Source organism: Ruegeria sp. CDSA033, assembly GCF_059612305.1.
In genome coordinates this window covers 186785-213302 of sequence record NZ_JBXWQI010000003.1, presented here as the reverse complement: position 1 = coordinate 213302, position 26518 = coordinate 186785, and the positions used below count along the sequence as shown (strand labels likewise).

Genomic DNA, 26518 nt, shown 5'->3' with positions numbered 1-26518 from the left:
GGTTTAAGATAGGCGCGGCTGCGCGTTCGTCCAGCCATGCGGACGATCTGCAAGTCTTTATGAACAAGCGGCAATGAAAAAGCCCCCGCGATAGCGCGAGGGCTTCTGTCAATGCATCTGAGTGTTATTAGGCGCGCACAAGTGCCTCATAATCGGCGGCGATCTCGCGGGTCAGGTCTCCGACCTCAAACGTATAATCGCCGATCTGACCCACTGGGGTCACCTCGGCTGCAGTGCCGGTCAGCCAGCATTGTTCGAAATCCGCCATTTCCTCGGGCTTGATGCGGCGCTCGTGGACGGTGATACCTTTGTCTTTCAGCATCTGAATGACGGTCTGACGGGTGATCCCGTTCAGGAAGCAATCGGCCAGAGGCGTATGAACCTCACCATCTTTTACGAAGAACACATTCGCACCGGTCGCCTCGGCCACGTAACCGCGCCAGTCCATGAACAGCGCGTCCGAGCAGCCCTTGGCCTCGGCCTTATGTTTCGAGATGGTGCAGATCATGTACAGACCCGCCGCCTTGGCGTGCACCGGGATAGTTTCCGGGCTGGGGCGTTTCCATTCCGCGATATCCAGCTTGGCGCCCTGCATCTTGGCGTCACCATAGTAGGCACCCCAAGGCCACACGGCGACGGCCATCCGGACCGGGTTCTTGGCCGATGCCACACCCATGTCTTCCCCCGAGCCACGCCAGACCAGCGCACGGACATAGGCGTCCTGCAGACCGCTGGCTTTCAGCGCTTCTTCCTTGGCGGCCTCGATGTCGTCCACCGAATAGGGCATCGGCATGTCCAGCGCTTCGGCCGAGGCAATCAAACGCTCAGAATGTTCGCGACTTTTGAAAATCTTGCCGTTATAAGCACGTTCACCTTCGAACACCGAAGACGCATAGTGCATCGCGTGGGACAGGATATGCACATTGGCTTCGCGCCAGGGCACCAGTTTGCCGTCCAACCAGATGACGCCATCACGATCATCATACCCCGCCATGCGAAACCTCCTGACATGGGATCAATTTCCGATTATTGCGTAAATTAAGTCCACATCGGACATAAAGTTGCGCAAAAACTGCGATTCGATACCCGTCCACTCTTGGAATGTCAATAACGCTGACATAAACTCGGGTCGAGTAACGAATGAGGCATACTATGTCGGATACCCGCCCCGCCCCAGCCTTTGGTGGCGAGAGCCTGTTATTTTTGACCGACGAGCAGTTGCGGCAGGGGATCGAGGCGATGTTTTTCGCCTATCGCGGCTTTACCGCAGATCCTGATCGCATCCTGACCGAAATGGCCTATGGACGGGCGCACCACCGGGCAATCCACTTCATCAACCGCGCGCCCGGCACGACGGTCAACAACCTTCTGGCCATTCTGGGCGTAACAAAACAGTCTCTGAATAGGGTTTTGCGGACGTTGATCGACGACGGTCTGGTCGAAAGCCGGGTCGGATCAGTGGACAAACGCGAAAGACACCTATTTCTGACAGAACAGGGCAAGGCGTTAGAGGCCAAACTATCTGAGGCCCAGCGCGTCCGAATGCGTGCGGCTTACAAAAAGGCGGGACCCGAGGCTGTGACGGGGTTTCGTAAAGTGCTTGAAGCGATGATGGATGCTGATATGCGTCATGCCTATACGAAACTGCGGGATACCACCTCATGAACGAAATGGATGCCCATCTGCTGATCGTCGACGATGACGAGCGCATTCGTGATCTGTTGAAGAAGTTTCTGATGCGGAACGGATTTCTGGTCACGGCTGCACGGGATGCCGCACATGCGCGGCGGGTGCTTTCGGGGTTGGATTTCGACATGATCGTGCTGGATGTGATGATGCCCGGCGAGGATGGGGTCAGCCTGACCAAAGCGCTGCGCGAAACCCATACCACTCCGATCCTGCTGTTGACCGCCCGCGGTGAAACCGAGCATCGCATTGCCGGGCTTGAGGCTGGTGCGGATGATTACCTGGCCAAACCGTTCGAGCCGAAAGAGCTGTTGCTGCGGATCAATGCGATCTTGCGGCGGATGCCGGAAACACCTGCGCAGGACGCGACGGCGAAGATACTGCACCTTGGACCGATCCGGTACGATATCGAACGGGGCGAGATGTGGCAGGGAGAAGACCCGGTACGTTTGACGGCGACCGAAAGCCAGTTGATGAAGATTTTCTCGGCCCAGCCCGGAGAGCCGATCAGCCGCACCAAACTGGTCGAGGATCTGGGTCGCGACAAGGGTCAGGCGCAGGAACGCGCGGTGGACGTTCAGATCACCCGTCTGCGCCGCAAGATCGAACAGGACCCAAAGCAGCCGCGTTATCTGCAGACCGTACGCGGCGCCGGATATATGTTAGCGCCGGATTGATTTAGCCGCTGCGCGGCGCTTTCTTGCCTTCGGCGAGGATACTTTTGGCCAGATGAAGATGGGATCCCGATGACAACCGCCCTTTTGACCCACGCCGATTGCCTTGATCACGTGACACCGCAAGGTCACCCCGAGAGGGTGGCGCGGTTGGAGCATATTCTGCATGCGCTGGAAGGGCTGGACCTGAACCGCATGACGGCCCCTATGGCCGCAGATGACGACCTGCTGCGTGTGCACCCTGAAAGCCATATCCGCAATATCCGTGACGCAAGACCTGCCGACGGGTTCAAACAGATTGACGGGGACACGTTCATGTCCTCGGGATCGGTGGATGCGGCTTATCGGGCCGCTGGTGCGGTTGTGCGTGCAGTAGACATGGTCTTAGGCGGCGACGCACAGAATGCCTTTTGCGCGATCCGCCCGCCCGGTCACCATGCCGAAACCGAAACAGCGATGGGCTTCTGCCTGTTTGGCAATGCAGCGCTGGCGGCCAAGCACGCATTGGATCATCACGGATTGAAGCGTGTGGCTGTCGTGGATTTCGACGTTCACCATGGAAACGGAACGCAGGATTTGCTGTGGGACGAGGCCCGCGCGCTGGTGATCACCAGCCAGCAGATGCCTTTGTGGCCCGGATCGGGTCGTCCGGATGAGACCGGTGCCTTTGAGACGGTTCTGAATATCCCTCTGGCCCCCGGCTCTGGCGGGGCCGAGATGCGGACAGCTTACGAAACGCAAGCCTTCCCCAGACTGCGCGCATTCAAGCCGGAGCTGATCATCATTTCGGCAGGTTTCGATGCGCATCAGGACGATCCGCTGGCCAACTTGAACTGGTCCACAGGCGATTTTGCCTGGGTTACGACTGAGCTGTGCAAGATCGCCGATGAGCTGTGTGATGGCCGTATCGTCTCGACTTTGGAGGGCGGGTATGATCTGAACGCCCTTGCCGAGGCCACTCGTGCCCATGTGGAAGAACTGATGAAGGCAGCCCGATGACCGATACTCCTGTTGATCAGATGACATTCGAACAAGCGATGAAAGAGCTTGAGGCCGTTGTCGGCCAGCTGGAGCGTGGGGACGTGGCGCTGGATCAGTCCATTGCGCTGTATGAGCGCGGTGCCGCGTTGAAGAAACGCTGCGAAGACGAATTGAAGCGAGCCGAAGAAAAGGTCGCGGCAATCACGTTGGATGCCAATGGGCAGCCAACCGGGACGACGCCTGTCGAAGGTCAGTAAATGTTCAAGGAAATTCTGGCGCAGGATGCCGCGCGGATTCAGGCTCAGTTCGATCTGGTCCTGAGCGCGCTGGACAAATTGGATGTTACGCGGGCGATGGCCTACACCACGCAGGGCGGCAAGCGATTGCGTGGGTTTCTGGTGATGGAAAGCGCGCGGATGCATGGCATCGACACAACTCAGGCAATCTGGCCTGCGACAGGAATCGAAGCCCTGCACGCCTATTCGCTGGTCCATGATGACCTTCCCTGCATGGACGATGACGATCTGCGACGTGGACGTCCGACTGTGCACGTAAAGTGGGACGAAGGCACCGCCGTTCTGGCCGGTGATGCCCTGCAGACATTGGCCTTTGAGCTGTGTACCCGGCCCGAGGTCGGAAATGCAGAGGTTCGTGCTGAATTGGCTCTAACCATGGCCAAAGCAAGCGGTGCGCAGGGAATGGTGCTGGGGCAAGCGCTGGATATGGCGGCTGAAACAGCAGCCGCGCCCCTGACACTGGAGCAGATCACCACGCTTCAGGCTGGCAAAACCGGTGCTCTGATTGAATGGTCCGCCTGCGCCGGTGCGCGTTTGGCCCAGGCAGATCCCGAACCCTTGCGCCAATATGCCCGGGCGCTTGGCCTTGCTTTTCAGATCGCTGATGACATTCTGGATATTGAAGGTGATGCCGAGAAGGCCGGCAAACGATTGCAAAAGGACGCCGAGGCGGGCAAAGCCACGTTTGTTTCGCTTTTGGGCCTGAACGCCGCGAAATCCCGCGCCGCAGAACTGGTGGATCAGGCCTGCGCCGCGCTGGATGGATACGGTGCCATGGCTGAAACCTTGAAGGACGCGGCACGCTTCGTTATTGCCCGGGACAGCTAAGCCAGGAACGCCACATGTCTGACCGCCCGAATACGCCCCTGCTGGACCTTGTGAACCGCCCTGCGGATCTCAAGCAGTTTTCGGACGCACAGTTGCATCAGTTGGCGCAGGAATTGCGGACCGAGACGATCTCGGCCGTGTCCGTCACCGGTGGGCATCTGGGCGCGGGTCTGGGCGTGGTCGAATTGACGACCGCCCTGCACGCCGTGTTCGACACGCCGCGCGACAAGATCATCTGGGACGTTGGTCATCAGTGCTATCCGCACAAAATCCTGACGGAACGGCGCGACCGTATCCGTACCCTTCGCATGAAGGACGGGCTGAGCGGCTTCACCAAGCGCAGCGAAAGCCCCTATGACCCGTTTGGCGCAGCACACAGCTCAACCTCGATCAGTGCCGCGCTGGGGTTTGCCGTTGCGCGCGATCTGGGCGGTGTGACGCCCGAGGGATTGGGTGACGCGATTGCCGTGATCGGTGACGGCTCAATGTCTGCAGGCATGGCCTTTGAGGCGATGAACAACGCCGGACACCTGAAGAAACGCCTGATCGTCATTCTCAATGACAATGAAATGAGTATCGCACCGCCCGTCGGCGCGCTGTCCAATTACCTGTCGCGCATTTACGCAGAAGAGCCGTTCCATGATCTGAAAGCCGCCGCCAAAGGTGCAGTGTCTTTGTTGCCGGAACCCTTCCGCGAGGGCGCCAAGCGCGCCAAGGAGATGCTCAAGGGCATGGCCGTGGGCGGCACATTGTTTGAGGAGCTAGGCTTTTCCTATCTCGGTCCGATCGACGGGCACGATATGGATCAACTTCTGCCTGTCCTGCGCACGGTCAAGGCCCGCGCCACGGGTCCGATCCTGATTCATGTGCTGACAAAGAAGGGCAAGGGGTATGCCCCAGCCGAGCAGGCCCGCGACAAAGGCCATGCGACAGCGAAGTTCGACGTCGTCACGGGCGAGCAGAAGAAAGCACCTTCAAACGCACCGTCTTACACGTCGGTCTTTGGCAAAACTCTGGTGGAAGAGGCCGCACGCGATGACAAAATCGTTGCGGTCACCGCGGCGATGCCCGACGGCACTGGGCTGAACCTGTTTGCGGAACGCTACCCGTCACGCTGTTTCGATGTGGCGATTGCCGAACAGCACGGCGTGACCTTCGCCGCAGCTCTGGCCGCCGGCGGGATGAAGCCCTTCTGTGCAATTTATTCCACCTTTTTGCAGCGCGGGTACGATCAGGTCGTGCATGATGTGGCCATTCAGCGCCTGCCTGTTCGATTTGCGATCGACCGTGCAGGGTTGGTGGGCGCGGATGGCGCGACTCATGCGGGGTCGTTCGATATCGCCTATTTGTCAAACCTGCCCGGCATCGTGGTTATGGCCGCAGCGGATGAGGCCGAGCTGGTGCATATGGTGGCCACCGCCGTTGCGCATGACGAAGGCCCGATTGCCTTCCGCTATCCCCGAGGCGAAGGCGCCGGCGTCGACTTGCCGGAAAAAGGCGAAGTTCTGGAAATCGGCAAAGGCCGGATTATCCAAGAAGGCGCACGGGTCGCGCTGCTGTCCTTCGGGACACGGCTGGCCGAAGTGCAGAAATCTGCCGAAGCTCTGGCCGGGCGTGGGATCACACCGACTATCGCTGATGCTCGATTTGCCAAGCCCTTGGACCGCGACTTGATTTTAGATCTGGCCGCCAACCACGAAGCACTGATCACCATTGAAGAAGGCGCTATTGGCGGCTTTGGCAGCCATGTTGCCCAGCTTTTGGCCAATGAAGGCGTCTTTGACCAGGGTCTCAAATATCGCTCGATGGTTTTGCCCGACACCTTCATAGATCAGGCCAACCCTGCGGATATGTACGCGGTCGCGGGTCTGAATGCCGAGCAAATCGAGGCCGAAGTGCTGTCCGTACTGGGTGTTGCAACCATCGGTGAAAAACGTGCCTGAGGCATGACGCCAGGCAACTGAATTTCACCGTTTTTTGAAAATCCGTAAGTACCGATTTTGGCGTAATTTTCGGAAAGCCGTCGAATTCATCCGGTTTCGGGTGAGTCCTTGAGAACACAGAAACCACTAGCGTCCCGGCGCGCCGTTCCTGCACGCCCGCTTTTCTGATAATGGTAAGAAAAACGAAAACTCCACCCTTGAGCAGGCGGGCGGATGAGAAACACGATAGCAGCGTTGGCGACGCTCGTTCTGATGAGCATGCCGGCAAGTTCAAAAGAGATTCAGGTTGGCAATGATCCGGGTGGGCGGATTGTGGATCGCATGGTTCAGATTGAAATCGCCAACCGGACAAACGCGCAGTTTCAAATCATCGGAGATTTTTGCCACTCTAGCTGCACCATGCTGCTGGGTGCGGACGAAGTTTGCGTTTCGCCCGAGACGATCTTTGGCTTTCATGGCCCCCATCGCCCGAACCGAAAGAAAATGACGGCAGATGAGTTCAACAGGAAAAGCGCGTCACTGTCCAGCTACTACCCAAACCCGGTCAGAAACTGGTTCATGTCCAAAGCGCGGTTCGCCGGACCAAATGAGCTTTTGTTCGTGACCGGTGAGTACCTGATAGGTCTCGGCGTGCAGGAATGTGTTTAGGACAACGACACCCTAATCCTACAGCCTCCCGCTGATAGGAACCCCAATGCCCGCGGTCATCGTCGCCAACACGACCGGCTATTCGGCGTCTTCCATTTTGGTTGCATTGAGTTGCGCGAAAAGCTCGGGCCCGACGCGATCATACAGTTCGATCTGAGTCTCCAGAAAGTCAATATGGCTTTCCTCGTCCGACATCAGGCTTTCGAACAATCCCATCGAGACATAGTCTCCGGCCTCTTTGCAGACATCCCGCGCCTCTTTATAAAGCGCGCGCGCGCTTTGTTCCGCCGCAAGATCGCATTCCAGCGTTTCCCGGGGGTTTTCGCCGATCCGCAGGGGATCAAGTTTTTGCAGGTTGGGATGACCTTCCAGGAAAATGATCCGCTCGATCAGTTTGTCGGCGTGTTCCATCTCTTCAATGGATTCTTCACGGCTTTTCTTGGCCATGCTGCCAAGACCCCAATCGTCTTGCAGGCGGTAGTGCAACCAGTATTGGCTGACGGCCGTTAGTTCGTGGCGCAGAGCTTTGTTCAGGTATTCGATTACCTTTTTGTCACCTTTCATGATGAAACTCCTTGGCTGTGTCAAAAACTGGTAAGAAAACAACTTTCTAAGCTGAATGCTACCACCAGCGCGGTTTAACCCAAAACCTTCAAATATCTATTTTGAACCAGGTATTTGCAAATTTCCTGACGATTCTCGTTTGAATCAGAACCCGTCACCTGAAAGCGTTTTTCCACCGCACATACGATTCCCTGATACCTGCTTACCGATCGGAAGCATGGCCCTTGCGGATCAAAATCACGCGGGCAAACAGCTCCGGAGATTGAGCTGCGCTAGCATCCGATGATAGCCTGCGGGATCGAACCAAAAGTGAGATACGAGGTAGGCCGCTAGTTTAACATATCTATAAAGGGGAACGTGGTGCCTCAAGAGGGACTCGAACCCCCGACCTTGTCCTTACGAAGGACCTGCTCTACCAGCTGAGCTATTGAGGCAAGCGACGGTTCCTTTAAACCCTCGGGCAGATGCGTGCAAGTCTCGATATCCTCGGACGCCTACCGGTGTGTGATGGTGATTCCCGCAGCTCAGATCGCTTGAAGCCCATTCCATCACCACGCTCCAGCCAGAATATCACGCCTGTTCCAACGCTTACGCTCACCTTCGATGGCCATGTATTTTCGGTTGACTGGGCTATCTTACTTTAATAATTCATGAAATATGAAAAAAAAAATAACAAATCAATTGGCCATCCTGGGTCATCCGCAGCGTATCCTTGTGTTTCGCATGCTCATGCGACGTTTTCCTGACAGTGTTCCGGCGGGCGAGCTGGCGGCGGAGCTCGACGTGAAGGCCAGCACCTTGTCGAACTATCTGAACGCGCTTCAGCGTTCGGAGCTGGTCACGCAGGAACGTTCAGGGACGTCCCTGCTCTATTCGATTGAAATGAAAAACGTGCAGCAGATGCTTGATTACCTGATCGTCGATTGCTGTCGCGGTCGCCCTGATATCTGCATGCCATTTGCTCAGGGAAATAAGGCGACGACGGATCGGAAATTCAACGTCTTGTTTTTGTGTGTGGGCAATTCTGCCCGGTCAATTTTTGCGGAATCCCTGCTGCGCACGCTGGGAGGTGACCGGTTCAACGTTTTCTCGGCCGGCACGCAACCCACATCCGAGCTCAATCCGATGGCCGTGCAAGTTCTGGACGACAAAGGGCATGACACATCCATCCTTCGGTCCAAGAACATGTCCGAATTTGCATCTCCCGGCGCGCCCGAGATGGATTTCGTCTTCACGGTCTGCAATCAGGCCGCAAATGAGGAATGTCCGGCCTGGGAAGGCCAGCCAATCAGTGGCCATTGGGGCATGCCGGACCCGGTCAGGGCCGAGGGCACGGATGCCGAAAGAAGCCTTGCATTTCAACATGCATATGGCGCGCTCAAGCGCCGGATTGAAGCCTTTACGTCTTTGCCGGTCGAAAGCCTCGACCGGATCGCACTGCAAACTGCTGTTGATGACATCGGCAGAACGCCCACTGAGGACATGAAATGACGACTTATGCTGTGAATGGGTTGGGCCGGATGGGAAAGCTGGCCTTGAAACCGCTGCTCGACAAAGGCGCAAAGATCGCCTGGATCAATGATGCGGTGGGTGACCCCGAGATGCACGCGCACCTGCTGGAGTTTGACACGGTTCATGGGCGCTGGGATGCCACGTTCGCGCATGATGCCGACAGCGTTACGATCAACGGCACGCGCCTGCCCTTTTTCGGCACCAGGGATTTGGCTGACCTGCCGCTGGACGGTGTCGATGTGGTGATCGACTGCACCGGTATCTTCAAGACCGAGGCCAAGCTGGCCCCCTATTTTGAGGCGGGCGTTAAGAAGGTTGTTGTCTCGGCCCCGGTCAAGGATGGCCCGACCGCCAACATCGTTATGGGCGTGAACGAGGCCACTTATGATCCGGATGTCCACAGCATCGTGACGGCGGCATCCTGCACGACCAATTGTTTGGCCCCAGTGGTCAAGGTCATCCACGAAAACCTTGGTATTCGCCACGGGTCGATGACCACAATTCACGACGTGACCAACACGCAAACCATCGTGGACCGCCCCGCCAAAGATCTGCGCCGGGCGCGGTCTGCTTTGAATTCTCTGATCCCGACCACCACCGGGTCGGCTACTGCAATCACGCTGATCTACCCGGAACTCAAGGGGCGGCTGAATGGTCACGCCGTGCGGGTTCCGTTGCTAAACGCCTCGCTGACGGATTGCGTCTTCGAGGTTGGGCGTGAAACCACCGTCGAAGAGGTCAACGCGCTTTTCAAGGCCGCAGCAGAAAGTGAGTTGAAAGGCATTCTCGGCTATGAGACGCGACCGCTGGTTTCGACCGATTACACCAACGACGAACGGTCCTCGATTGTGGATGCGCCCTCGACCATGGTGGTGAACGGGACGCAGGTGAAGATCTATGCGTGGTACGACAACGAAATGGGTTACGCCCATCGTCTTGTCGACGTGGCCCTGATGGTTGGTGCCTCGCTGTGACCCAAAGGCCCGAAGGTATGTCGGCCTATATCACGGTCACGGCAGCCTATTGGGCTTTTATGCTGACCGACGGGGCCCTTCGTATGCTGGTGCTGTTGCACTTTCATAGCATGGGATTCTCGCCGGTTCAGTTGGCGTATCTGTTTGTTCTGTATGAGATCGCCGGCATGGGCACGAACCTTGCCGCAGGTTGGATCGCGGCGCGGTTCGGGCTGACCTCGACGCTTTATGCGGGGCTGGCACTGCAGATTGGAGCGCTGCTGGTTCTTACACAATTAGACCCTAATTGGGCGATTCCGGCGAAAGTTGTCTTTGTGATGATCGTGCAAGGGGCCAGCGGGGTTGCAAAGGACCTGGCCAAGATGTCCTCAAAATCCGCCGTCAAACTACTGGCCCCGACCGAAGGCGGAGGGTTGTTTCGCTGGGTCGCGATTTTGACTGGCTCCAAGAACGCTGTGAAAGGGTTTGGGTTTCTACTTGGGGCGGCACTGTTGGCGACAGTGGGCTTTATGTGGGCCGTTCTGGCAATGGCGATCATACTTGCCGCATTCCTCGTCGCCGTCATCCTGTTCATGCCGACCGGCCTGCCCAAAGGGCGCAAAAGCGCCAAATTCTCTGAGGTCTTTTCGAAATCCGCCAACGTGAATTGGCTGTCCGCCGCTCGTGTCTTCTTGTTTGGCGCGCGGGATGTGTGGTTTGTAGTCGGCATCCCGATCTATTTCTACGCGGTGCTGTCGGATGGAACTGAGGATGGCAACCGTGCCGCATTTTTCATGATCGGTACATTCATGGCCGTTTGGGTCATACTTTACGGCGCTGTTCAGGCCAGCGCGCCGAAAATCCTGCGTGCAAAGGAACGCTCGGAAGGAGATCTGATTCACGCTGCCAAGAATTGGGCCGCGGCGCTGTTCTGCGTGCCTGCCACCCTGACCATCGCGGTTCTTCTCTCATCCGGCCCCGAGACATGGCTGACCGTTACGCTGGTTGTGGGCCTATTGGCATTTGGGGCAATCTTCGCCGTCAATTCGGCGCTGCACTCATACCTTATCCTGGCTTTCACCAAGTCCGAGCGTGTGACGATGGATGTGGGTTTTTACTACATGGCCAACGCGACTGGCCGCCTGGTCGGCACTGTCCTATCGGGACTTACCTATCAGATTGGCGGGCTTTCACTGGTTCTGGGCACCGCTGCTGCTATGGTCGCGCTGGCCGCCCTGACATCCGGCAAACTAACCGACCAGACAACCGAGGCATATTCATGAGCATCTTCGAACGCTACCTGACCGTCTGGGTCGCGCTGGCAATGGTCGGCGGCGTATTGATCGGACTGATTGCACCCGGGCTGGTTCAACTGATCGCCTCGGCCGAAGTGGCTAGCGTCAATCTGGTTGTGGCCTTGCTGATCTGGGCAATGGTCTACCCCATGATGGTCGGCGTCGATTTCGGTGCGGTGGCAGGCGTTGCACGCCAGCCGCGCGGGTTGATCGTAACGCTCGTCGTCAACTGGCTGATCAAACCATTCACCATGGCCTTTTTGGCAGTGCTGTTCTTTGAGCATGTCTTCGCACCATGGATCGAACCTGAAGACGCGTCTCAATACACCGCCGGGCTGATCCTGCTAGGTGCTGCACCGTGCACCGCAATGGTGTTCGTCTGGTCTCAGCTGACCAGGGGCGATGCGACCTATACGCTGGTACAGGTGTCAGTGAACGACTTGATCATGGTGGTGGCATTCGCCCCGATCGTGGCCTTTCTGCTGGGGGTGACCGATATCCAGGTGCCATGGCAGACTCTGGTTCTGGCAACTGTGCTGTACGTCGTTTTGCCGCTGATCGCCGGCCTGATAACGCGCCGTACATTGGGATCGCCCCAGGCCATCGACGCGTTTTCCGCACGAGTCAAACCCTGGTCGGTCATCGGCCTGATCGCCACTGTCGTCATTCTGTTCGGCTTGCAGGGACAGACTATTCTGGCCAAACCGCTGGTGATCGTCCTGATCGCAGTACCCATCCTGATCCAGAGCTACGGCATCTTTGCCCTGGCTTATGGTGCAGCCTATGCCCTGAAGGTGCCACACCGGATCGCCGCACCTTGCGCGATGATCGGCACGTCAAACTTCTTTGAACTGGCTGTCGCTGTGGCCATCAGCCTGTTCGGACTGAACTCGGGCGCGGCGCTGGTGACGGTTGTAGGCGTTCTGGTTGAGGTCCCGGTGATGCTGTCGCTGGTTGCCTTTGCAAACCGCACACGCGCGCGGTTCCCGGAAAAGGAAACGATCTAGAAAGTGACTGTTTCGCTCCGATCCGCTATCGATTGCAATTACGAAAGTTACCCGCGCCGTAACCTAGCGTGGTGCGCCACACTTCGCCACAGGGTATTTTAGTACGAGCAGCCGGTAACGTGGGTGTGACAATGTCTGAAGACAAGGGTGGTTCTAATCAAGTTTCACCTTGTAAATTTTGATCCGTTGAACGAGGTACGTCCCCACAATTGTTACGAGATTACGGCGATTTCTGAAACGAGCACCATGGCAGACAAAACTAAACAGCGTGAGGCATCATTGCCATCTACAAGCGAAGTTGACAAAAAAAACGTCGTCTCGCCCAGCGGTAAGGTTTTTGAGCAGATCGAAACGCACGATTTCCTGTCAGTGGATGTTTTTGATACGTTGCTGTTTCGCCATTGCAAATCTCCCATCGACGTCTTTGATTTCATGTCCACGCGGGAGCAAACAAAACAAGTAACCGAGTATTTCAAGGACTACCGCGAAGCTGCTGAACTGTTGGCGCGCGAAGATGCCGAAAAGCGAGATTTGGAAGATGTCTCGCTGGACGAGATTTACCTTTGTTTTGAACAGTTGACGAACTGCAGTCAGCAACAAGCTGAGCAAATCAAACAGCTTGAACTTGAAACTGAAATGGACTTGCTTCACGCAACCAGTTTTGGCCGTCAACTGGTTGCACATTTACAGAAAACTAAAAAGCGTCTCGTCATCACATCGGATATGTACCTGCCGCAGGACTATCTCGAGAAAGTTCTGCAGGCGAAAGGCATAACGGGCTGGGAACGCGTTTTCGTCTCAAACGAGCAAGGAAAAACCAAACATACAGGTAGTCTATTCGACGACGTAGCCGCGCACTTTGGTGTGCCGAATGACCAAATTCTTCACATTGGCGACAATCGACATGCAGATGGCAAAATGGCCATCAACGCCGGTATGCGCTCTCACGTTGTTTTGGCCAGTAAGGACGTGCCTGCAAGATCTCCAAAGCCAAAGCGCCATTCTAATCTATTGGCTGGAAAACGTCCGATATCGCAGATTTTTGCCGCGAATTTCCTGGAAACGCATCACTACGACTCTGAGAAACTGGACTTTCGCACATTATCCGAAGACCAATATTTCGAAGCCTTCGGCGCAGTGCTGGTCGCGCCATTGATCACGTCCCTGATGATCTGGATGAAGCAGGAGATGGAAAGCAGAAACATTTCGCGCATCGCATTTCTTGCGCGTGATGGCATGTTTCCCAAAGCGGCATTCGAGCTGTTGTGGCCTGAAGGGTTTGACACCCAGTATGTAGGCGCATCCCGGCGGTTGCTCACTTTGCCGTTTACGGTTCTGGAACCCGAGACCATTGGTGGAATGCTCCACGCCACGCTTGAGGGCTCCGAAACGCTGGACGACTTTTTGTCCAAGATCTCCGGCGGGCCAAAACTGAAGAAGTTGTTCGACGACCATGGTGTCAAAGGTACCGAACCGCTTGAGCGCAAAACAAGAAAAAAGATCCTGGGCCTTCTGAAGGACAACCCTGACACCTTTTTCCGATCCTTCGAACATGAGCGGGCCGTGCTGACAAAGTACTATCGCACGGCCTTCCCTGCAGGCACGACAACTGCGGTTTTTGACGTAGGTTGGCGCGGAAGCCTGCAGCGATCCATTTGTGAGATCGTGGACCCCGAAGCGGATGTGTTGGGCCTGTATTTCGGAACAGGTTGGCAAGCAACTTCGATCCTCAGACGTAGCGGCTTGGAATATGAGAGCTACACCATTTCAAATGGAATGCCTGTGGTCATGCAGCCGTGGGTCAATGACTTTCGGGATATTGTCGAATTTCTCTGCTCGGCAGACCATGGGAGTGTGCTGCGAATTCTCGAAGATGATGCTGGTGACATGTCGTGGGACATCGCGGAAGTCAGCGAGTTGGAGGCGGCCAACCTTCGGCGGGCGAAGATAATTCAGGATGCGGCCCTGCAAGCGATCGAATCTGTTTTGCAAGCGATATCAGTAGACATTTTGGCCAAGTACGCCGACCCAAAGGATGAGGAGGACATGCGGCAATTCCTGAGCAAGCCGCATCGTCGGGACGCTCTGCGGTTCAAGAACGTCAGGGTTTTTGCAGGTGTCGGCGACACCACGGGCGAAAGTTTGACGCGAATTGGGGAGCTCAATACACATTATCGTAATGCAAAGAGCAGCCGTTGGCGGGCCGCGTACGGCGCTCAACTAAACCCGGTCTCCTACGCTTGGTTAAAGTTTGTGCTACGCAAACGAAAGAAGATAAAGTTATAGCAGCCCAGCCGCGGCGCACCGAGTTTGCAGCAGCCGAGCGATCAGGACGCGGATTTGTTCCTGAGATCACGCCGCTTTTTGGTATTGGCTGGGATATCATAGGTAAAGTTGGCTTCAAGATCAGCGGCCTTTCCCCCAATAAAAGAGCAGCTTCCCGGCAAAGCAACATTTGGGTATTTTTCGCCCAGATGCCGGATACCGCGCCAATAGCGCTCGGTGACATATCCTTTTGAGTAATGTTGAAACTCAAGCGGAACGACCAGAACCGGGATGCCGAAATTCTCCTGCGCATTGATGCAGAGGTCTTCGGCATACAGGTCGAACGTCAGGGCCTCATCAAATCGCAATCCTGGGCGATCTCTCAAAAGCCGGGTATGAAGCAGGATCGCCACGCAATCCAACGTTTCGACCCACATCGGCGAAGTCACCGGTAAGCCAACCTGCAGCACTGATGAGCCATCTTTCTCGCTGCATTTATGTTGACCGAATCCGATCGGGGCATGCCCTTCCATCTTTACACCGAAAGTGCCGTACACCGCCTCGATCGCCAAGTTTTTTGTATCAAACAAATCCCCCTGAACTTCAAAATCCTCGTGGACAAAGAACAGCCATGCGTCTTCATCAAGGTGTTTTTCTATGATTTCATTATAAAGCTCCGGCAAACCTGCGGACCTATCGCGATTATCGATTAGGTGAATATCCTGACCCGACAAGTTCGGGTTTCTGGTGAACAGATCCGTGGCCATCGTCTCGCTCACAAACGGAACAAAAATCCTTAGTGGGTCTTTAACTCCGGTGTTCATGATCTGGCCTCAGTTGTTCCCGGAGCGCCGCAAATAGCGCCGAATCGAATTCCAGTAAGATATTTTCAGAGGGTGACGATACATAATTCGCCGCCAGTTCATTTGCCCAATGTCATCGCGCACGGACAACTCCTTAATGGCAGTCGGAAGCAATAGATCATAGTTTTCCAACTGCCGCTCGTTCGCCAGATTTTGCACGGTCGGCAAAGGCCGAGACGGCACAGGCCTGAACTTCCAGACAGAACCGATGAATGTCCAGCTATCTTGGTCTTGATACAAGAAATACGGCACGTCTGCGAGCGCGCAGTATTCCAGTTCTGTTGGGTTCGAAATCAGGCGCAAAAAGCAAAGTCGATTGTAGTCTGTCAGTTCCCGGCGATCCAACGCGTCTTTCAGGGGGGCAATCTTACGAAGAAAATCCAGAGCCCCTCGATGGATATCTTGCACAGCGAGGCTTCTAATCCGGATGGTCGCGCCGTTCTTGTCACCTGAGGATTTGGGTTCCGTATCCGGATTCGAAAACAGTAACTTGAAAAGCTCGACGCCGTTCGTCGCCGCCACATCGAAATCCGCTGCGTTCAAACCGTCAAACAAATAGGCTGAAAGTCCTTCCCTGTCGCCTGAGTCTTTTTGCAGTCCCAAGCAGTACCAATGCAAGCGCGACCGGCCCACTGCGTCAAGCGCGCCGACAGGTGGAAGGTTGCAGCCAATATCAACGATGGCGACATTTTGTGCGCTTTGTCTGATAAGTTTCTCAAGTTTGCGCTTCAGAAGCTCGCCTTCGGCTTTGGGAGATTCCGGAAGACCACCGGAAAGAACGTATTTCACGTCGACAATCGAGCAACCCGGGACAGATAGTTGCAATATGTTCAGCGCGTGCTCGATGATGAGACTTTGGTCAGCCGGCAAAAGAAGATGATCAACTTCATCTCGCTTTGAACGCTCTGCGATGTAGTCACAAAACCCAAACAGCAAGGGCCCGCACATGTTGAAACCAAAACCGTAAAGGTCGGATTCTTCCGGGTCTACATGCGGTAGGCGGGCTGCGATCTGACCCAAAATCAAATCTGCAGTAAATGAACCGTCTTCGCTGCCCCGATCAATGAAGGGGGCTTCATCCTGTTCCAGGCACTCAAGATGTGGCTGGACGTGAATTGCCGTAATGCCGCGGGCCAGCGCGTTTGCTACATCCGTGATCATGCTTTCGCCAAAATGAAGAATGCGTTGCGGCGCGACCCCTTCCTTATCGACCACGCGGGAAAACAAGCGCCCGTTAAATTTTCCAAGCCCATCTCGGCGGCTTTCGCAAGAAGTGTACACCTCATCCAGTACAATCCTGCTTGCTTCAAGCTGCCCCGAAACTTCTGACTTGTTCAGATAGGTGTCGCTGATGCCGATTACCCGCTTACCTTTTCGCCGGGCGGTTTCTGCAACCATTTTAAAGGCTTGATCTGCATAGGCGAGGCCCTTCTCATACACCCGTTCGTCATCCGGTTTGACGCCGTGGCCCGGCAGGAGGACCGAAAGAACCTCATAAATTTCGTCCAGGCTGATTTCAGGACTGTTTTCCGTTCCGAACCGACGCCGCGCAAGCTGTTCTGCTTTCAATCTGGCGGCACAAAAGTCGTCGATTTCTAGCGATTGACCCATGTACCGAAAAACATCGCGTGGACTTGGAACATAGCGCGCCAGCAGCGTGCCGAACACATCGAACGAGATGACATCATGACTATCAATTAGATTCGATATTGTCGAAAACGCGCGCCCTGTCCTTCGAACGACCTCGGCCTTGTTTCGTTCCAGCGAAGGCATGTACCCTCCAGCATGAGGTGAATGTCAAATTCGACGCCCTTAATACCAAGGCTCATGGGTGCCTACTAGCGATCTATCCGAAAGTACTGCCGTATGCACCTGATAGTCCGAAGCGAGCTTGGCCAAGGCCACATGAAACTGCGTCAGGCGATCAAGATAACCTGCGATCAACCGTTTGAAAAGGTTTGCATTAGCCATCGCTGTGGAGAAACCAAATCGTGCCCGGCAAAAAAAAACGTACTAACAAGCTTCCTGCTCTGAACACTGCCGGTAGAACCTTCGCAAGGTCTCAGTTTTGCCGTATGATGTGGTGCCCTTGCGATGGCGAACGTGGCACAATCCTGATCCGCGATCACGGAATTTGGATGTTGTCGAATGCTGGCGTTTGCGTTAGCCCATTCTGGACTCTGCTTACGCAGTAATCTGGCACTGATAGGTACTGTTTACTATGGAATTCAAATCCCTCGCCATACCAGAGGTTATGCTGATTACGCCAAGGCGGTTTGGCGATCACCGCGGCTTTTTTGAAGAAACATACAATAGCGTTCAGTTTTCAACCGCCGGGATCGAGACGAATTTTGTCCAAGACAATCACTCCTTGTCCAGTGACGTCGGAACAATCCGTGGCCTGCACTTCCAGGCACCGCCGAAGGCGCAGGCCAAGCTGGTGCGTTGCGGACGGGGAAGGCTGTTCGATGTCGCCGTCGACATTCGCTCGGGATCTCCGACCTTTGGTCAGTGGGTAGGCGAAGAGCTGAGCTTTGAAAATGGGCGCATGCTGCTGGTTCCTGCAGGTTTCGCCCATGGGTTCATGACGTTAGAGCCTGACACCGAAATCGTATACAAATGCTCTGATACTTACGCCCCCGAAACCGAAGGTGCCATACGCTGGGACGACCCTGACATCAGCATCGAATGGCCTCTGAAACCGACCGAGGTAAAGCTATCGGAAAAGGATGCCGTGGCGATGCCGTTATCGGGCCAAGAATCTCCCTTCACTTTTGAGGATGCCAAATGAAACTTCTTGTAACCGGAGGCGCCGGTTTCATTGGGTCCGCCGTTGTTCGCCGAGCAATTGCTCTGGGCCACTCGGTTGTCAATGTGGATGCTCTGACCTATGCGGCCTGCCTCGACAACGTCGCAATGGTCGCGGAAACGCCGGGCTATGCCTTTGAACACGCCGACATTCGCGATGCTGAGGCGATGACGGCCGTTTTTAGGACTCATCAGCCCGATGCGATCATGCACCTTGCGGCCGAAAGCCATGTTGACCGGTCAATCGATGGCCCTGCCGCATTTATCGATACCAATGTGACAGGCACTTATGTTTTGTTGGAAGCCGCGCGTGCCTATTGGACCGAAACTGGCAAGCCAACTGACTTTCGCTTTCACCATATTTCGACCGATGAAGTCTTTGGGTCTCTGGGAGAAACCGGGTTTTTCACCGAAGACAGCCCGTATCAGCCAAACTCACCCTATTCGGCATCGAAGGCGAGTTCGGATCACCTTGTCCGCGCGTGGCACGAGACTTATGGGCTTCCGATTGTTCTGACAAATTGTTCAAACAACTACGGCCCGTTCCAGTTTCCTGAGAAACTGATCCCGGTCGTGATCCTAAAAGCGCTTTCGGGGCAGCCGATTCCGATATATGGGCAGGGCGATAATATTCGCGACTGGCTGCATGTTGAAGATCACGCAGAAGCACTGTTGCTGGTGCTCGAAAAAGCCTCATCCGGCTCAAGTTACAACATCGGCGGCGAAAATGAGATGACAAATCTTGAGTTGGTCAAAATGCTGTGCGGCATCCTAGATCGACTTCGTCCGGCCAGAACACCCTATGCTGAACAAATAACTTTCGTCACGGATCGCCCCGGTCACGACCGTCGCTATGCAATTGACCCGACGCGGATCGTCGAAGACCTTGGTTGGCATCCGGCTTATACGCCAGAGACCGGGTTGGAGCAGACGGTTCAGTGGTACCTGGACAACGAAGCGTGGCTGAACGCGCTTTTTGCCCGCGACGGTGTCGGCGAACGACTTGGTGTGGCCAAATGAAAGTTCTTGTCTTTGGCCGCAATGGGCAGGTCGCCACGGAACTGCAAAGGCAAGCGCCCGGACGTGGTATTGTGGTGGAAGCGCTGGGGCGATCGGAAGCCGATCTGACCAATCCGGCAATGTGCGCCGAACGTATACGCGATACGGATGCGGATGTTGTGATTAACGCCGCAGCCTATACTGCTGTCGATAAGGCGGAGAATGAACGCGATATTGCCCAACTGGTAAACGCCGACGCACCAGGAGCAATGGCGCGCGCGGCGGCAGTGCGCGGTATTCCATTTCTCCACATCTCAACCGACTATGTCTTTGACGGGTTTGGTGACACCCCGAGATCGACAGAAGATCAGACAGGTCCGCTTGGCGTATATGGAAGCACTAAGCTGGACGGCGAAAGACAGGTGACTGCGGCCGGTGGGTGGCATGGAATCCTACGTACGAGTTGGGTTTTCTCGGCGCACGGAAGCAATTTTGTGAAGACGATGCTGAGACTGGCTGAAAGCCGTGATCAATTGGGCATTGTGGCAGATCAGATTGGCGGTCCCACGTCCGCAGCGGATATCGCCGCCACACTATTGACCATGGCCACGAAGGGATCAAAGGTCGATGGCGGCCTGTTCCACTATACCGGCGCGCCGGATACCAGCTGGGCAGATTTCGCGCGTGAGATTTTTCAGCAGGCGGGGCTTGCGACCTCAGTTGAGAATATCCCGACCAGCGCGTACCCGACCCCCGCTGCGCGCCCTCTAAACTCGCGGCTGGATTGCTCGCGGCTGGAAAAGGCCTATGGGCTTTCACGCCCTGACTGGAAAGCAAGCCTTGCGGACGTGCTGGCGCAGTCAGATCAGGTCAAAAACCCGTCTTCGAAAGGTTAGCGCATGAAACGTAAGGGAATTATTCTTGCCGGAGGTTCGGGAACGCGGCTTTACCCGATTACGATGGCCGTGTCCAAACAGCTGCTACCGGTTTACGATAAGCCAATGATTTTCTACCCGCTCAGTGTATTGATGTTGGCGCAGATCCGCGAAGTTGCGATCATCACAACACCACAGGACCAGGAACAGTTCATTCGCCTGTTTGGTGATGGCAGTCAATATGGGCTGTCACTGACGTGGATCGTACAAGACTCTCCTGACGGGTTGGCGCAAGCTTATACACTGGCGGAAGATTTCCTCGCCGGCGCTCCTTCGGCATTGATCTTGGGTGACAATATCTTCTTCGGCCACGGTCTTCCAAGCCTGCTGGCCCAGGCAGATGCCAACAAGCATGGCGGTACAGTTTTTGCATATCGCGTCGCCGACCCAGAGCGGTATGGCGTTGTTGCTTTTGAGGACCAAAAGGTTCGCCAGATTATTGAAAAACCACAAAACCCGCCGTCAAACTACGCGGTCACCGGCCTTTACTTTCTTGATGGTGATGCACCTGCGCGGGCTAAAGAAATCCAACCGTCTGAACGCGGCGAGCTTGAGATTACATCGCTTTTGCAAATGTACTTGGACGAAAACCTGCTTGATGTTCAAACTATGGGTCGGGGATTCGCCTGGCTGGATACAGGGACGCACGGCACTTTGTTGGAGGCGGGAAGTTTCGTGCGAACGCTGACAGAACGTCAGGGAATGCAGACCGGTAGCCTAGACGAGATCGCCTGGAGCAATGGGTGGATCGATGATGCCGCTCTTGAAGAGCGCGCAAAATTATTCACAAAATCAACCTATGGCGCCTACCTTCATTCGCTGCTGAGCGATTAAGGCTAACACCACAAAAGCGCGCCTGAAAATCCAGTAAGGTTTTGATCCAAGCTTGTTCCGGAACACAGACGGATCCATCCGATCAGCTAAAAAATAATCGGGTAAGAGCTGGACCGAAACGGTCCAGCGTGCGCCTAAACTGGCGCAACGTAAAACGGTTTCAGGATTTGTTTCGCCGCGATCGCGGCTGAAGAAGCGCGCGCAGTGTCAAGGGCTTCGCGGATCGTGACATCCATATCCAGATACCGATAGGTGCCCAGACGGCCAACGAACGTGACGTTTTGGGTGTCTTCGGCCAGCGCAACATACTCACTCAGCAGCGCTTTTTCCCTTACCTGACGGATCGGGTAATAGGGAATGTCATCCGGACCCGCCGCGCGGGAAAACTCGCGATAACAGACCGAGCCGCCGTGTGTTTCCCAAGGGGCAAAGTGTTTGTGCTCGGTAATCCGGGTAAAGGGCACCTCTTCCTCGCCATAGTTCATCACCGCGCAACCTTGATAGTCACCGTCATAGGTGAACCGTTCGAAATCAAGGGTGCGATAACCCAGGCGGCCAAGCTCATAGTCGAAATAGCCATCCAGCGGGCCAGAATAGAACACGTGATCGAAGCCATCCGCCATGTTGCGATCGAAAGTGGTATTCAGCTTAACAGTGATACCAGGGTGATCAAGGATGCCACCAATCATGTCGGTATACCCGTTCTCGGGCATGCCCTGGAATTTATGGAAAAAGTAATTGTCGTCGTAGTTGAACCGCACCGGCAAGCGTTTCAGGATCGACGCCGGCAGCTCGGATGGGTGACATCCCCACTGTTTGATCGTGTAGCCCTTGAAAAACGCCTCATACAGATCACGACCGACGAACCGCATCGCCTGTTCCTCGAAACTCTGCGGGTCGGTGATGGATGTATCAGCCTGTTCTTCGGTGATAAACGCGCGGGCTTCGTCCGGGTGCATGGTCTTGCCAAAGAACTGGTTGATTGTATGCAAGTTCACCGGCAGCGAATAGACCTGCCCGCGCGAGGTGGTTTTGACCCGGTTCTTATAAGGCAAGAAGTTGGCGTATTGGTTCACATACTGCCAAACCTCTTCGTCATCCGTATGGAAGATATGTGGCCCGTACACATGGACCATCACGTCGGTATCGGCATCCCGTTCTGTGTGGCAGTTTCCACCAATATGGTCACGGCTGTCCACCACGGTGACATCATGCCCTTGTTCCGCAAGTTCCCGACCGATCACAGCCCCAGACAATCCGGCCCCAACCATCAAAAACTGCATATCAGGGGCTTTCCTGTTTCATCGAAATTGTCGTCATGTCGAGGGGTTTGATCAGCTGACGGCGGGCAATCTTGAAAATACCCGACCGCGCCTCGCTGGCGCTGCGGAACTTCGGCAGAACCGACATCCATGCCCGGCACATGTGCCATCCCAACTGCAAACGACCCGAAATGGGTTGGCCACCTTGCAGGATCGCGGCAAAGACGACCGGAACGGTACGCCGCGACAGATCAAACATCTGCTTTAAAACGGCCTCTTCTTCTTCAGAGCTGAGGTTATTCGACTCGGCCATCGCAGCTTTCAGGTTTTTTCCGATCGGCCGCGTGTGGTGCATCGCGATCTCGTCCAGAATGGCGGTTCGAAACGCGCCAGCCTCGGCCCATCGGCACCAGATGTAGTCCAGACCATAGCCGCTCATGGTGCCCTGAAACAGCGGCAGTGCTTTCTGCAGGATATCCTTGTGCAGGCACGGGGCCATGATCTCAATATAGTTTGTGTACCGCAGCACGAAGCCCGGGCATTGGCTGAACACAAAATGCGAGAAATAGCTTTCGGGGGTCAGCGACGGTTGTGCAATACGCAATCCGTGAACCTGCATAGCATCAAACAGCGCGTTTACATCCGTAGCGCTGATGTCCAGATCGTCATCTGGCAGCCAATAGTAGTCATACTTATCAAGGTCACGGTCGGCGAGGGTCTTGAACAACCCGTCCCATTTACCACCTTTTACCAGCACAGCCTCGACACCGGGTTCAGGTTTGAATGCCGCAAAGGCCTCGTCCGAGAAATAGCTGATCAGAAGATCGTAGGTACGATCTTCATAGGGGATTTCTTGCCACCGATGGTGCAATGAATTGTTGCCCGCACGGACAACCACAAGGCTATTTTTCATGCGCGGTTCCGAACCCGATTACCGGCCTGCATCAGGGGGCCGAGCCCCTCGATCATGTCTGGGTTCAACGGATGGCTCAACCGTCCGTACGTGTACTTTGTCTGGTACATTAGGTTTCGAACGAATCTGGCCATGGGCGAGCCGGGTTTCATTTTACTGCGGCAGTGGTCAATCGTGCTGTCTATCTCTTTGCGCTCTGCGACCATCTGCTCGGCAAGTGTGAGGATGGGCACGTTGTGTTCCCAATAGAACTTCAGGTCGATGTCGATGGGGCGCGCAATCGGGGCCTCAATCGCCAAAAGCCGAGCGGCAGCACGTCGGCCGATGATATAGCCCGTGGTTCTGGGTGGCAGACGGTCCGACAAGACAAGATCCTGATCTGCAACGGATTTAATAACCTGCCCGTTATTTCCCGACACGCCGTCGATCTTGATCATGACGTCTTCGAAACATTCGCCACATGCAGCCAATTCATTAAAAAACGGTCTGGGATCCTGCACGAACGTTGCGTCATCTTCCAAAACAAGGCTGACGCAGTCGGAAGAGTCAGCAATTTCCTGCCATATCTGACGATGTCCAAGGGTGCAGGCGACCTCGTTGCGGCTGAGCGGGCGCTTGAATTTAATCCGGTTCATGTCTGCGTCATACAGATGATGCAACTCGGAGTTGTCTAGCTGATCTCCGGCAATGGCGTCGCAAAATTCATGATTCAAGCCAAAGCGGGCAAATTCGCTTTCGCAGAAACGTCGCCGATCAACGTCTTTCGGCAAACTCAGAATGACGGCCTTAATCGACACTTTTCCATTACCAATACTTTAGCATCGCGTTACTATGGGCCGTATTGACCCAGCACAAGGGTAAAAGGTCTATTCTTTTCCCCCTGCACGTCAAGGACTTCGTGCGGCAAAGAGCCGCCGAATTTCAATCGTTACTTTCACGCTACAGTAGTCTGCCCCGCAATATCAGAGCTTCCATTTTTTCAAGCATATACATATCACAATGAAACCAAAAAGAAAATCGTTTGACCTAATCACTCGAGGTAACGCGAGAATTTGCCGGCACCTCAATCTATTCGTTGGAGTTCAGGAATCTCTAGTGGCAAGAGGTATATACAAGACGCTATAAAGTTGTGCTGGCAACTTCGGGCTTTGACCTGAAAACGCCACTTAGTGGTCGGTGCGAGAAAGCTCATAATACATTGCGTCACCTTGTCAAAAGGGAACATCAAAACCTTGCATATCGCAACGCCAACCCTTACTTGACCGAGCCCCTGCGCAACCGTTTGATAGGGCAACTCTGTCGCGCCATTTGATCTGCCCTTTAGGCGAGAACGATTATAGGTTATCTGAGCGAGCGCATGATTTCACGATCTGGAGAAAGCAATGATTAAGCGTGCCTGGACCGAATGGCGATCAGGCTATATGGGCCGCCTCATTGGCGAGAGTTTTTTTGCCCAAGGTCCCCTTTATGCCGTTGCCATCGTTGCAATGATCGCCGTTGCAGCAACCACCGCTGGCTCGGCATTCATGATGGAATACATCGTTGATGCGATGACCAGTCCTGAGATGCGCGATTGGGCAGCTATGATCGCCTTGGGTGTCGTTCTCTTGTTTCTGACGAAAGCGGTGGCCTCCTATGTGCAGTCCATCTACCTTGCGCGTGCGGGCAACCGGATCGTCGCGATGCAACAAGACCGCGTTTATCGCAAGCTGCTTCGGCACGGCGTATCATTCTTCGCCGAAAACGAATCCTCAGATCTGCTCATGCGTACAACGAATGGTGCGCAGGCCGCGCGTCGGCTCATCGATGTTCTTGTCACCGGTTTCGTTCGTGACGCGTTGACACTGGTGGGCCTTGTGATCGTCATGGTGTATCAACAACCCGTACTTTCGATCATGTTCTTCATCGTCGGTCCCGTGGCTCTGTTCGGTGTCCGGCAACTCTTGAAAAGCGTGCGTGCGATTATGCAGGCCGAATTCAAATCTTTGGCTGAAATCATTCGCGTCCTGCAGGAAACATCGGCGGGGATCAGGGTGATCAAAGTGTTTTCACTGGAAGATCGGATGATCACCCGTATGGACACGGCTATCCGGAAAGTCGAAGATCGTGCGAACGATATTGCGCGCCTTCAATCTATCGCCAGCCCATTGATGGAATTTCTAGCCGGCTTGGCCGTTGCCGGTGTCCTGATCATCAGCACTATGGGTATTGCGGGTAGTGAACAACCCACTGCGGGCCAGCTGATGTCCTTTATCACCGCACTGCTTATGGCCTATGAACCTGCAAAACGTCTGTCGAGAATGCGTGTTCAGATCGAGACTGCCATGGTCGGCGTTGGCATGTTGTTTGGCTTGCTGGATCAGCAAGACACCATGCCGGAAAGCCCCGAAGCGCGCGACCTGCTTGAAGGTCCGGGAGAAATCGCTCTGCGCAACGTCACCTTCGGTTATCACGGATCAATGCCTGTCATCGAAGACATGAATGTAACTTTCAAAGCCCAGAAGACCACCGCGTTGGTCGGTCAGTCAGGGGGCGGAAAATCAACGATATTCGGTCTGATCATGCGGTTTTACGACCCCGATGAAGGTAGTGTCGAAATTGACGGCCAGAATATCCAGGACGCCCGTTACTCGTCGCTGAGGCAAAAGATATCGTATGTAGGGCAGGACACTTTCCTGTTCTCTGCGTCCGTAATGGAAAACCTGCGATGTTCGGCGCCTGACGCGACAGACGAAGAAGTTATCGAAGCAGCAAAGGCTGCGCACGCACACGACTTCATCTGCGAATTGTCTAACGGCTATGACACACCTGTCGGTGAGAATGGAACCTTCCTATCCGGCGGTCAAAAGCAACGCATTGCCATCGCTCGCGCCATTTTGCGCAACGCTGAGATTTTGCTTCTGGACGAAGCCACAAGTGCGTTGGATTCAGAGTCCGAATTTTTGGTGCAGAAAGGGTTGGATGCTCTGACCCAGAATATGACGGTGATCGTTATTGCGCATCGCCTTTCGACCATTCTTGAGGCAGACAAAATCATGGTTGTTCAGGACGGTGCCATAGTGGAACAAGGCAACCTGGAGGAACTGATGAAAATGAACGGAAATTTCCGCAACCTTTTCGATCAGCAATTCAGGAAAAGCGAACCGAAGGCCGTGGCTGAAATCGCAGACCAGTCTCAGTAGGAAGGGAAACACACGGGCAACTTGAGACATGAGAGAGTAGTTGTTTTCGTCTGCCTGCCGGCTGATAGAT

24 protein-coding genes and 1 tRNA gene are annotated in these 26518 nt (G+C 54.9%); 17 read left to right on the top strand and 8 right to left on the bottom strand.

Going from position 1 to position 26518, the window contains the following annotated elements; genetic code table 11:
• Positions 1-127 precede the first annotated feature (127 nt).
• Positions 128-994 carry a branched-chain amino acid aminotransferase gene (locus AC2FLA_RS06115; RefSeq protein ID WP_113791045.1) on the bottom strand — a complete coding sequence of 289 codons (867 nt, stop codon included), beginning with the start codon at positions 992-994 and terminating at the stop codon, positions 128-130.
• Between the two features lie 158 nt (positions 995-1152).
• Between AC2FLA_RS06115 and AC2FLA_RS06110 the strand changes: the two genes are divergently transcribed.
• From AC2FLA_RS06110 to AC2FLA_RS06080, 7 genes are all read left to right on the top strand, one after another.
• The gene (locus tag AC2FLA_RS06110; RefSeq protein WP_113791046.1) at positions 1153-1665 is read left to right on the top strand and encodes a MarR family winged helix-turn-helix transcriptional regulator; all 513 of its coding nucleotides are present in this window, start codon (positions 1153-1155) and stop codon (positions 1663-1665) included.
• On the top strand, positions 1662-2363 hold the full coding sequence (locus AC2FLA_RS06105) for a response regulator (RefSeq protein WP_058272724.1): 702 nt from the start codon (positions 1662-1664) through the stop codon (positions 2361-2363). The genes AC2FLA_RS06110 and AC2FLA_RS06105 overlap by 4 nt, the downstream gene beginning before the upstream one ends.
• A gap of 69 nt (positions 2364-2432) precedes the next feature.
• Positions 2433-3359, top strand: coding sequence for a histone deacetylase family protein (locus tag AC2FLA_RS06100; protein ID WP_496721278.1), 927 nt, complete (start codon positions 2433-2435; stop codon positions 3357-3359).
• Entirely contained in the window at positions 3356-3598 is a 243-nt protein-coding gene (locus AC2FLA_RS06095; RefSeq protein ID WP_058272726.1) for an exodeoxyribonuclease VII small subunit, read from the top strand. The genes AC2FLA_RS06100 and AC2FLA_RS06095 overlap by 4 nt, the downstream gene beginning before the upstream one ends.
• The gene (locus AC2FLA_RS06090; protein WP_496721277.1) at positions 3599-4465 is read left to right on the top strand and encodes a polyprenyl synthetase family protein; all 867 of its coding nucleotides are present in this window, start codon (positions 3599-3601) and stop codon (positions 4463-4465) included.
• 14 nt (positions 4466-4479) lie between these two features.
• Complete coding sequence (gene dxs / locus AC2FLA_RS06085) at positions 4480-6408, top strand: 1-deoxy-D-xylulose-5-phosphate synthase (protein ID WP_496721276.1); 1929 nt, start codon at positions 4480-4482, stop codon at positions 6406-6408.
• Positions 6409-6621: 213 nt separating this feature from the next.
• Complete coding sequence (locus AC2FLA_RS06080; protein ID WP_496721275.1) at positions 6622-7056, top strand: hypothetical protein; 435 nt, start codon at positions 6622-6624, stop codon at positions 7054-7056.
• Between the two features lie 78 nt (positions 7057-7134).
• Here AC2FLA_RS06080 and bfr read toward each other — a convergent pair whose 3' ends face one another.
• Together bfr and AC2FLA_RS06070 are read right to left on the bottom strand one after the other, a co-directional pair.
• Positions 7135-7620 carry a bacterioferritin gene (gene bfr / locus AC2FLA_RS06075; protein WP_496721274.1) on the bottom strand — a complete coding sequence of 162 codons (486 nt, stop codon included), beginning with the start codon at positions 7618-7620 and terminating at the stop codon, positions 7135-7137.
• Between the two features lie 358 nt (positions 7621-7978).
• Positions 7979-8054 (bottom strand) — tRNA-Thr (locus AC2FLA_RS06070).
• Positions 8055-8277: 223 nt separating this feature from the next.
• On the opposite strand from AC2FLA_RS06070, the gene AC2FLA_RS06065 reads away from it, so the two are divergent.
• The 5 genes from AC2FLA_RS06065 to AC2FLA_RS06045 all read left to right on the top strand — a co-directional run bounded on the left by AC2FLA_RS06065 (position 8278) and on the right by AC2FLA_RS06045 (position 14673).
• Complete coding sequence (locus tag AC2FLA_RS06065; protein WP_496721273.1) at positions 8278-9111, top strand: arsenate reductase/protein-tyrosine-phosphatase family protein; 834 nt, start codon at positions 8278-8280, stop codon at positions 9109-9111.
• Positions 9108-10106 carry an ArsJ-associated glyceraldehyde-3-phosphate dehydrogenase gene (locus AC2FLA_RS06060; RefSeq protein ID WP_496721272.1) on the top strand — a complete coding sequence of 333 codons (999 nt, stop codon included), beginning with the start codon at positions 9108-9110 and terminating at the stop codon, positions 10104-10106. The genes AC2FLA_RS06065 and AC2FLA_RS06060 overlap by 4 nt, the downstream gene beginning before the upstream one ends.
• Entirely contained in the window at positions 10103-11368 is a 1266-nt protein-coding gene (arsJ, locus tag AC2FLA_RS06055) for an organoarsenical effux MFS transporter ArsJ (protein WP_496721271.1), read from the top strand. The genes AC2FLA_RS06060 and arsJ overlap by 4 nt, the downstream gene beginning before the upstream one ends.
• Complete coding sequence (gene arsB, locus AC2FLA_RS06050) at positions 11365-12387, top strand: ACR3 family arsenite efflux transporter (protein ID WP_496721270.1); 1023 nt, start codon at positions 11365-11367, stop codon at positions 12385-12387. The genes arsJ and arsB overlap by 4 nt, the downstream gene beginning before the upstream one ends.
• A 246-nt stretch (positions 12388-12633) precedes the next feature.
• Entirely contained in the window at positions 12634-14673 is a 2040-nt protein-coding gene (locus AC2FLA_RS06045; RefSeq protein ID WP_496721269.1) for an HAD-IA family hydrolase, read from the top strand.
• A gap of 41 nt (positions 14674-14714) precedes the next feature.
• On the opposite strand, the gene AC2FLA_RS06040 is transcribed toward AC2FLA_RS06045, so the two are convergent.
• Both AC2FLA_RS06040 and AC2FLA_RS06035 read right to left on the bottom strand, forming a co-directional pair.
• Positions 14715-15386: a hypothetical protein gene (locus tag AC2FLA_RS06040; protein WP_496721268.1), complete on the bottom strand. Its 672-nt coding sequence runs from the start codon at positions 15384-15386 to the stop codon at positions 14715-14717.
• A 99-nt stretch (positions 15387-15485) separates the two neighbouring features.
• Complete coding sequence (locus tag AC2FLA_RS06035; protein ID WP_496721267.1) at positions 15486-17288, bottom strand: hypothetical protein; 1803 nt, start codon at positions 17286-17288, stop codon at positions 15486-15488.
• 448 nt (positions 17289-17736) lie between these two features.
• On the opposite strand from AC2FLA_RS06035, the gene rfbC reads away from it, so the two are divergent.
• From rfbC to rfbA, 4 genes are read left to right on the top strand one after another with little or no spacing between them, the layout of a single operon-like run.
• A complete protein-coding gene (rfbC, locus tag AC2FLA_RS06030) occupies positions 17737-18306 on the top strand; it encodes a dTDP-4-dehydrorhamnose 3,5-epimerase (RefSeq protein ID WP_496721266.1) in 570 nt (189 codons plus the stop codon).
• Positions 18303-19343 carry a dTDP-glucose 4,6-dehydratase gene (rfbB, locus tag AC2FLA_RS06025; protein ID WP_496721265.1) on the top strand — a complete coding sequence of 347 codons (1041 nt, stop codon included), beginning with the start codon at positions 18303-18305 and terminating at the stop codon, positions 19341-19343. Before rfbC ends, rfbB begins: the two co-directional genes overlap by 4 nt.
• Positions 19340-20218, top strand: coding sequence for a dTDP-4-dehydrorhamnose reductase (gene rfbD, locus AC2FLA_RS06020; protein WP_496721264.1), 879 nt, complete (start codon positions 19340-19342; stop codon positions 20216-20218). Before rfbB ends, rfbD begins: the two co-directional genes overlap by 4 nt.
• A gap of 3 nt (positions 20219-20221) precedes the next feature.
• Positions 20222-21091 carry a glucose-1-phosphate thymidylyltransferase RfbA gene (gene rfbA / locus AC2FLA_RS06015; protein ID WP_496721263.1) on the top strand — a complete coding sequence of 290 codons (870 nt, stop codon included), beginning with the start codon at positions 20222-20224 and terminating at the stop codon, positions 21089-21091.
• A gap of 134 nt (positions 21092-21225) precedes the next feature.
• On the opposite strand, the gene glf is transcribed toward rfbA, so the two are convergent.
• Genes glf through AC2FLA_RS06000 form a run of 3 tightly spaced genes read right to left on the bottom strand, consistent with a single transcriptional unit; the run spans position 21226 to position 24063 of the window.
• Entirely contained in the window at positions 21226-22374 is a 1149-nt protein-coding gene (gene glf, locus AC2FLA_RS06010; RefSeq protein ID WP_496721262.1) for a UDP-galactopyranose mutase, read from the bottom strand.
• 1 nt (position 22375) lies between these two features.
• On the bottom strand, positions 22376-23266 hold the full coding sequence (locus AC2FLA_RS06005; RefSeq protein ID WP_496721261.1) for a hypothetical protein: 891 nt from the start codon (positions 23264-23266) through the stop codon (positions 22376-22378).
• The gene (locus AC2FLA_RS06000; RefSeq protein WP_496721260.1) at positions 23263-24063 is read right to left on the bottom strand and encodes a glycosyltransferase family 25 protein; all 801 of its coding nucleotides are present in this window, start codon (positions 24061-24063) and stop codon (positions 23263-23265) included. Before AC2FLA_RS06000 ends, AC2FLA_RS06005 begins: the two co-directional genes overlap by 4 nt.
• Before the next feature lie 585 nt (positions 24064-24648).
• Here AC2FLA_RS06000 and AC2FLA_RS05995 point away from each other — a divergent pair.
• Positions 24649-26448, top strand: a complete 1800-nt coding sequence (locus AC2FLA_RS05995) for an ABC transporter ATP-binding protein (RefSeq protein ID WP_496721259.1) — start codon at positions 24649-24651, stop codon at positions 26446-26448.
• The last annotated feature ends 70 nt before the right edge of the window (positions 26449-26518 follow it).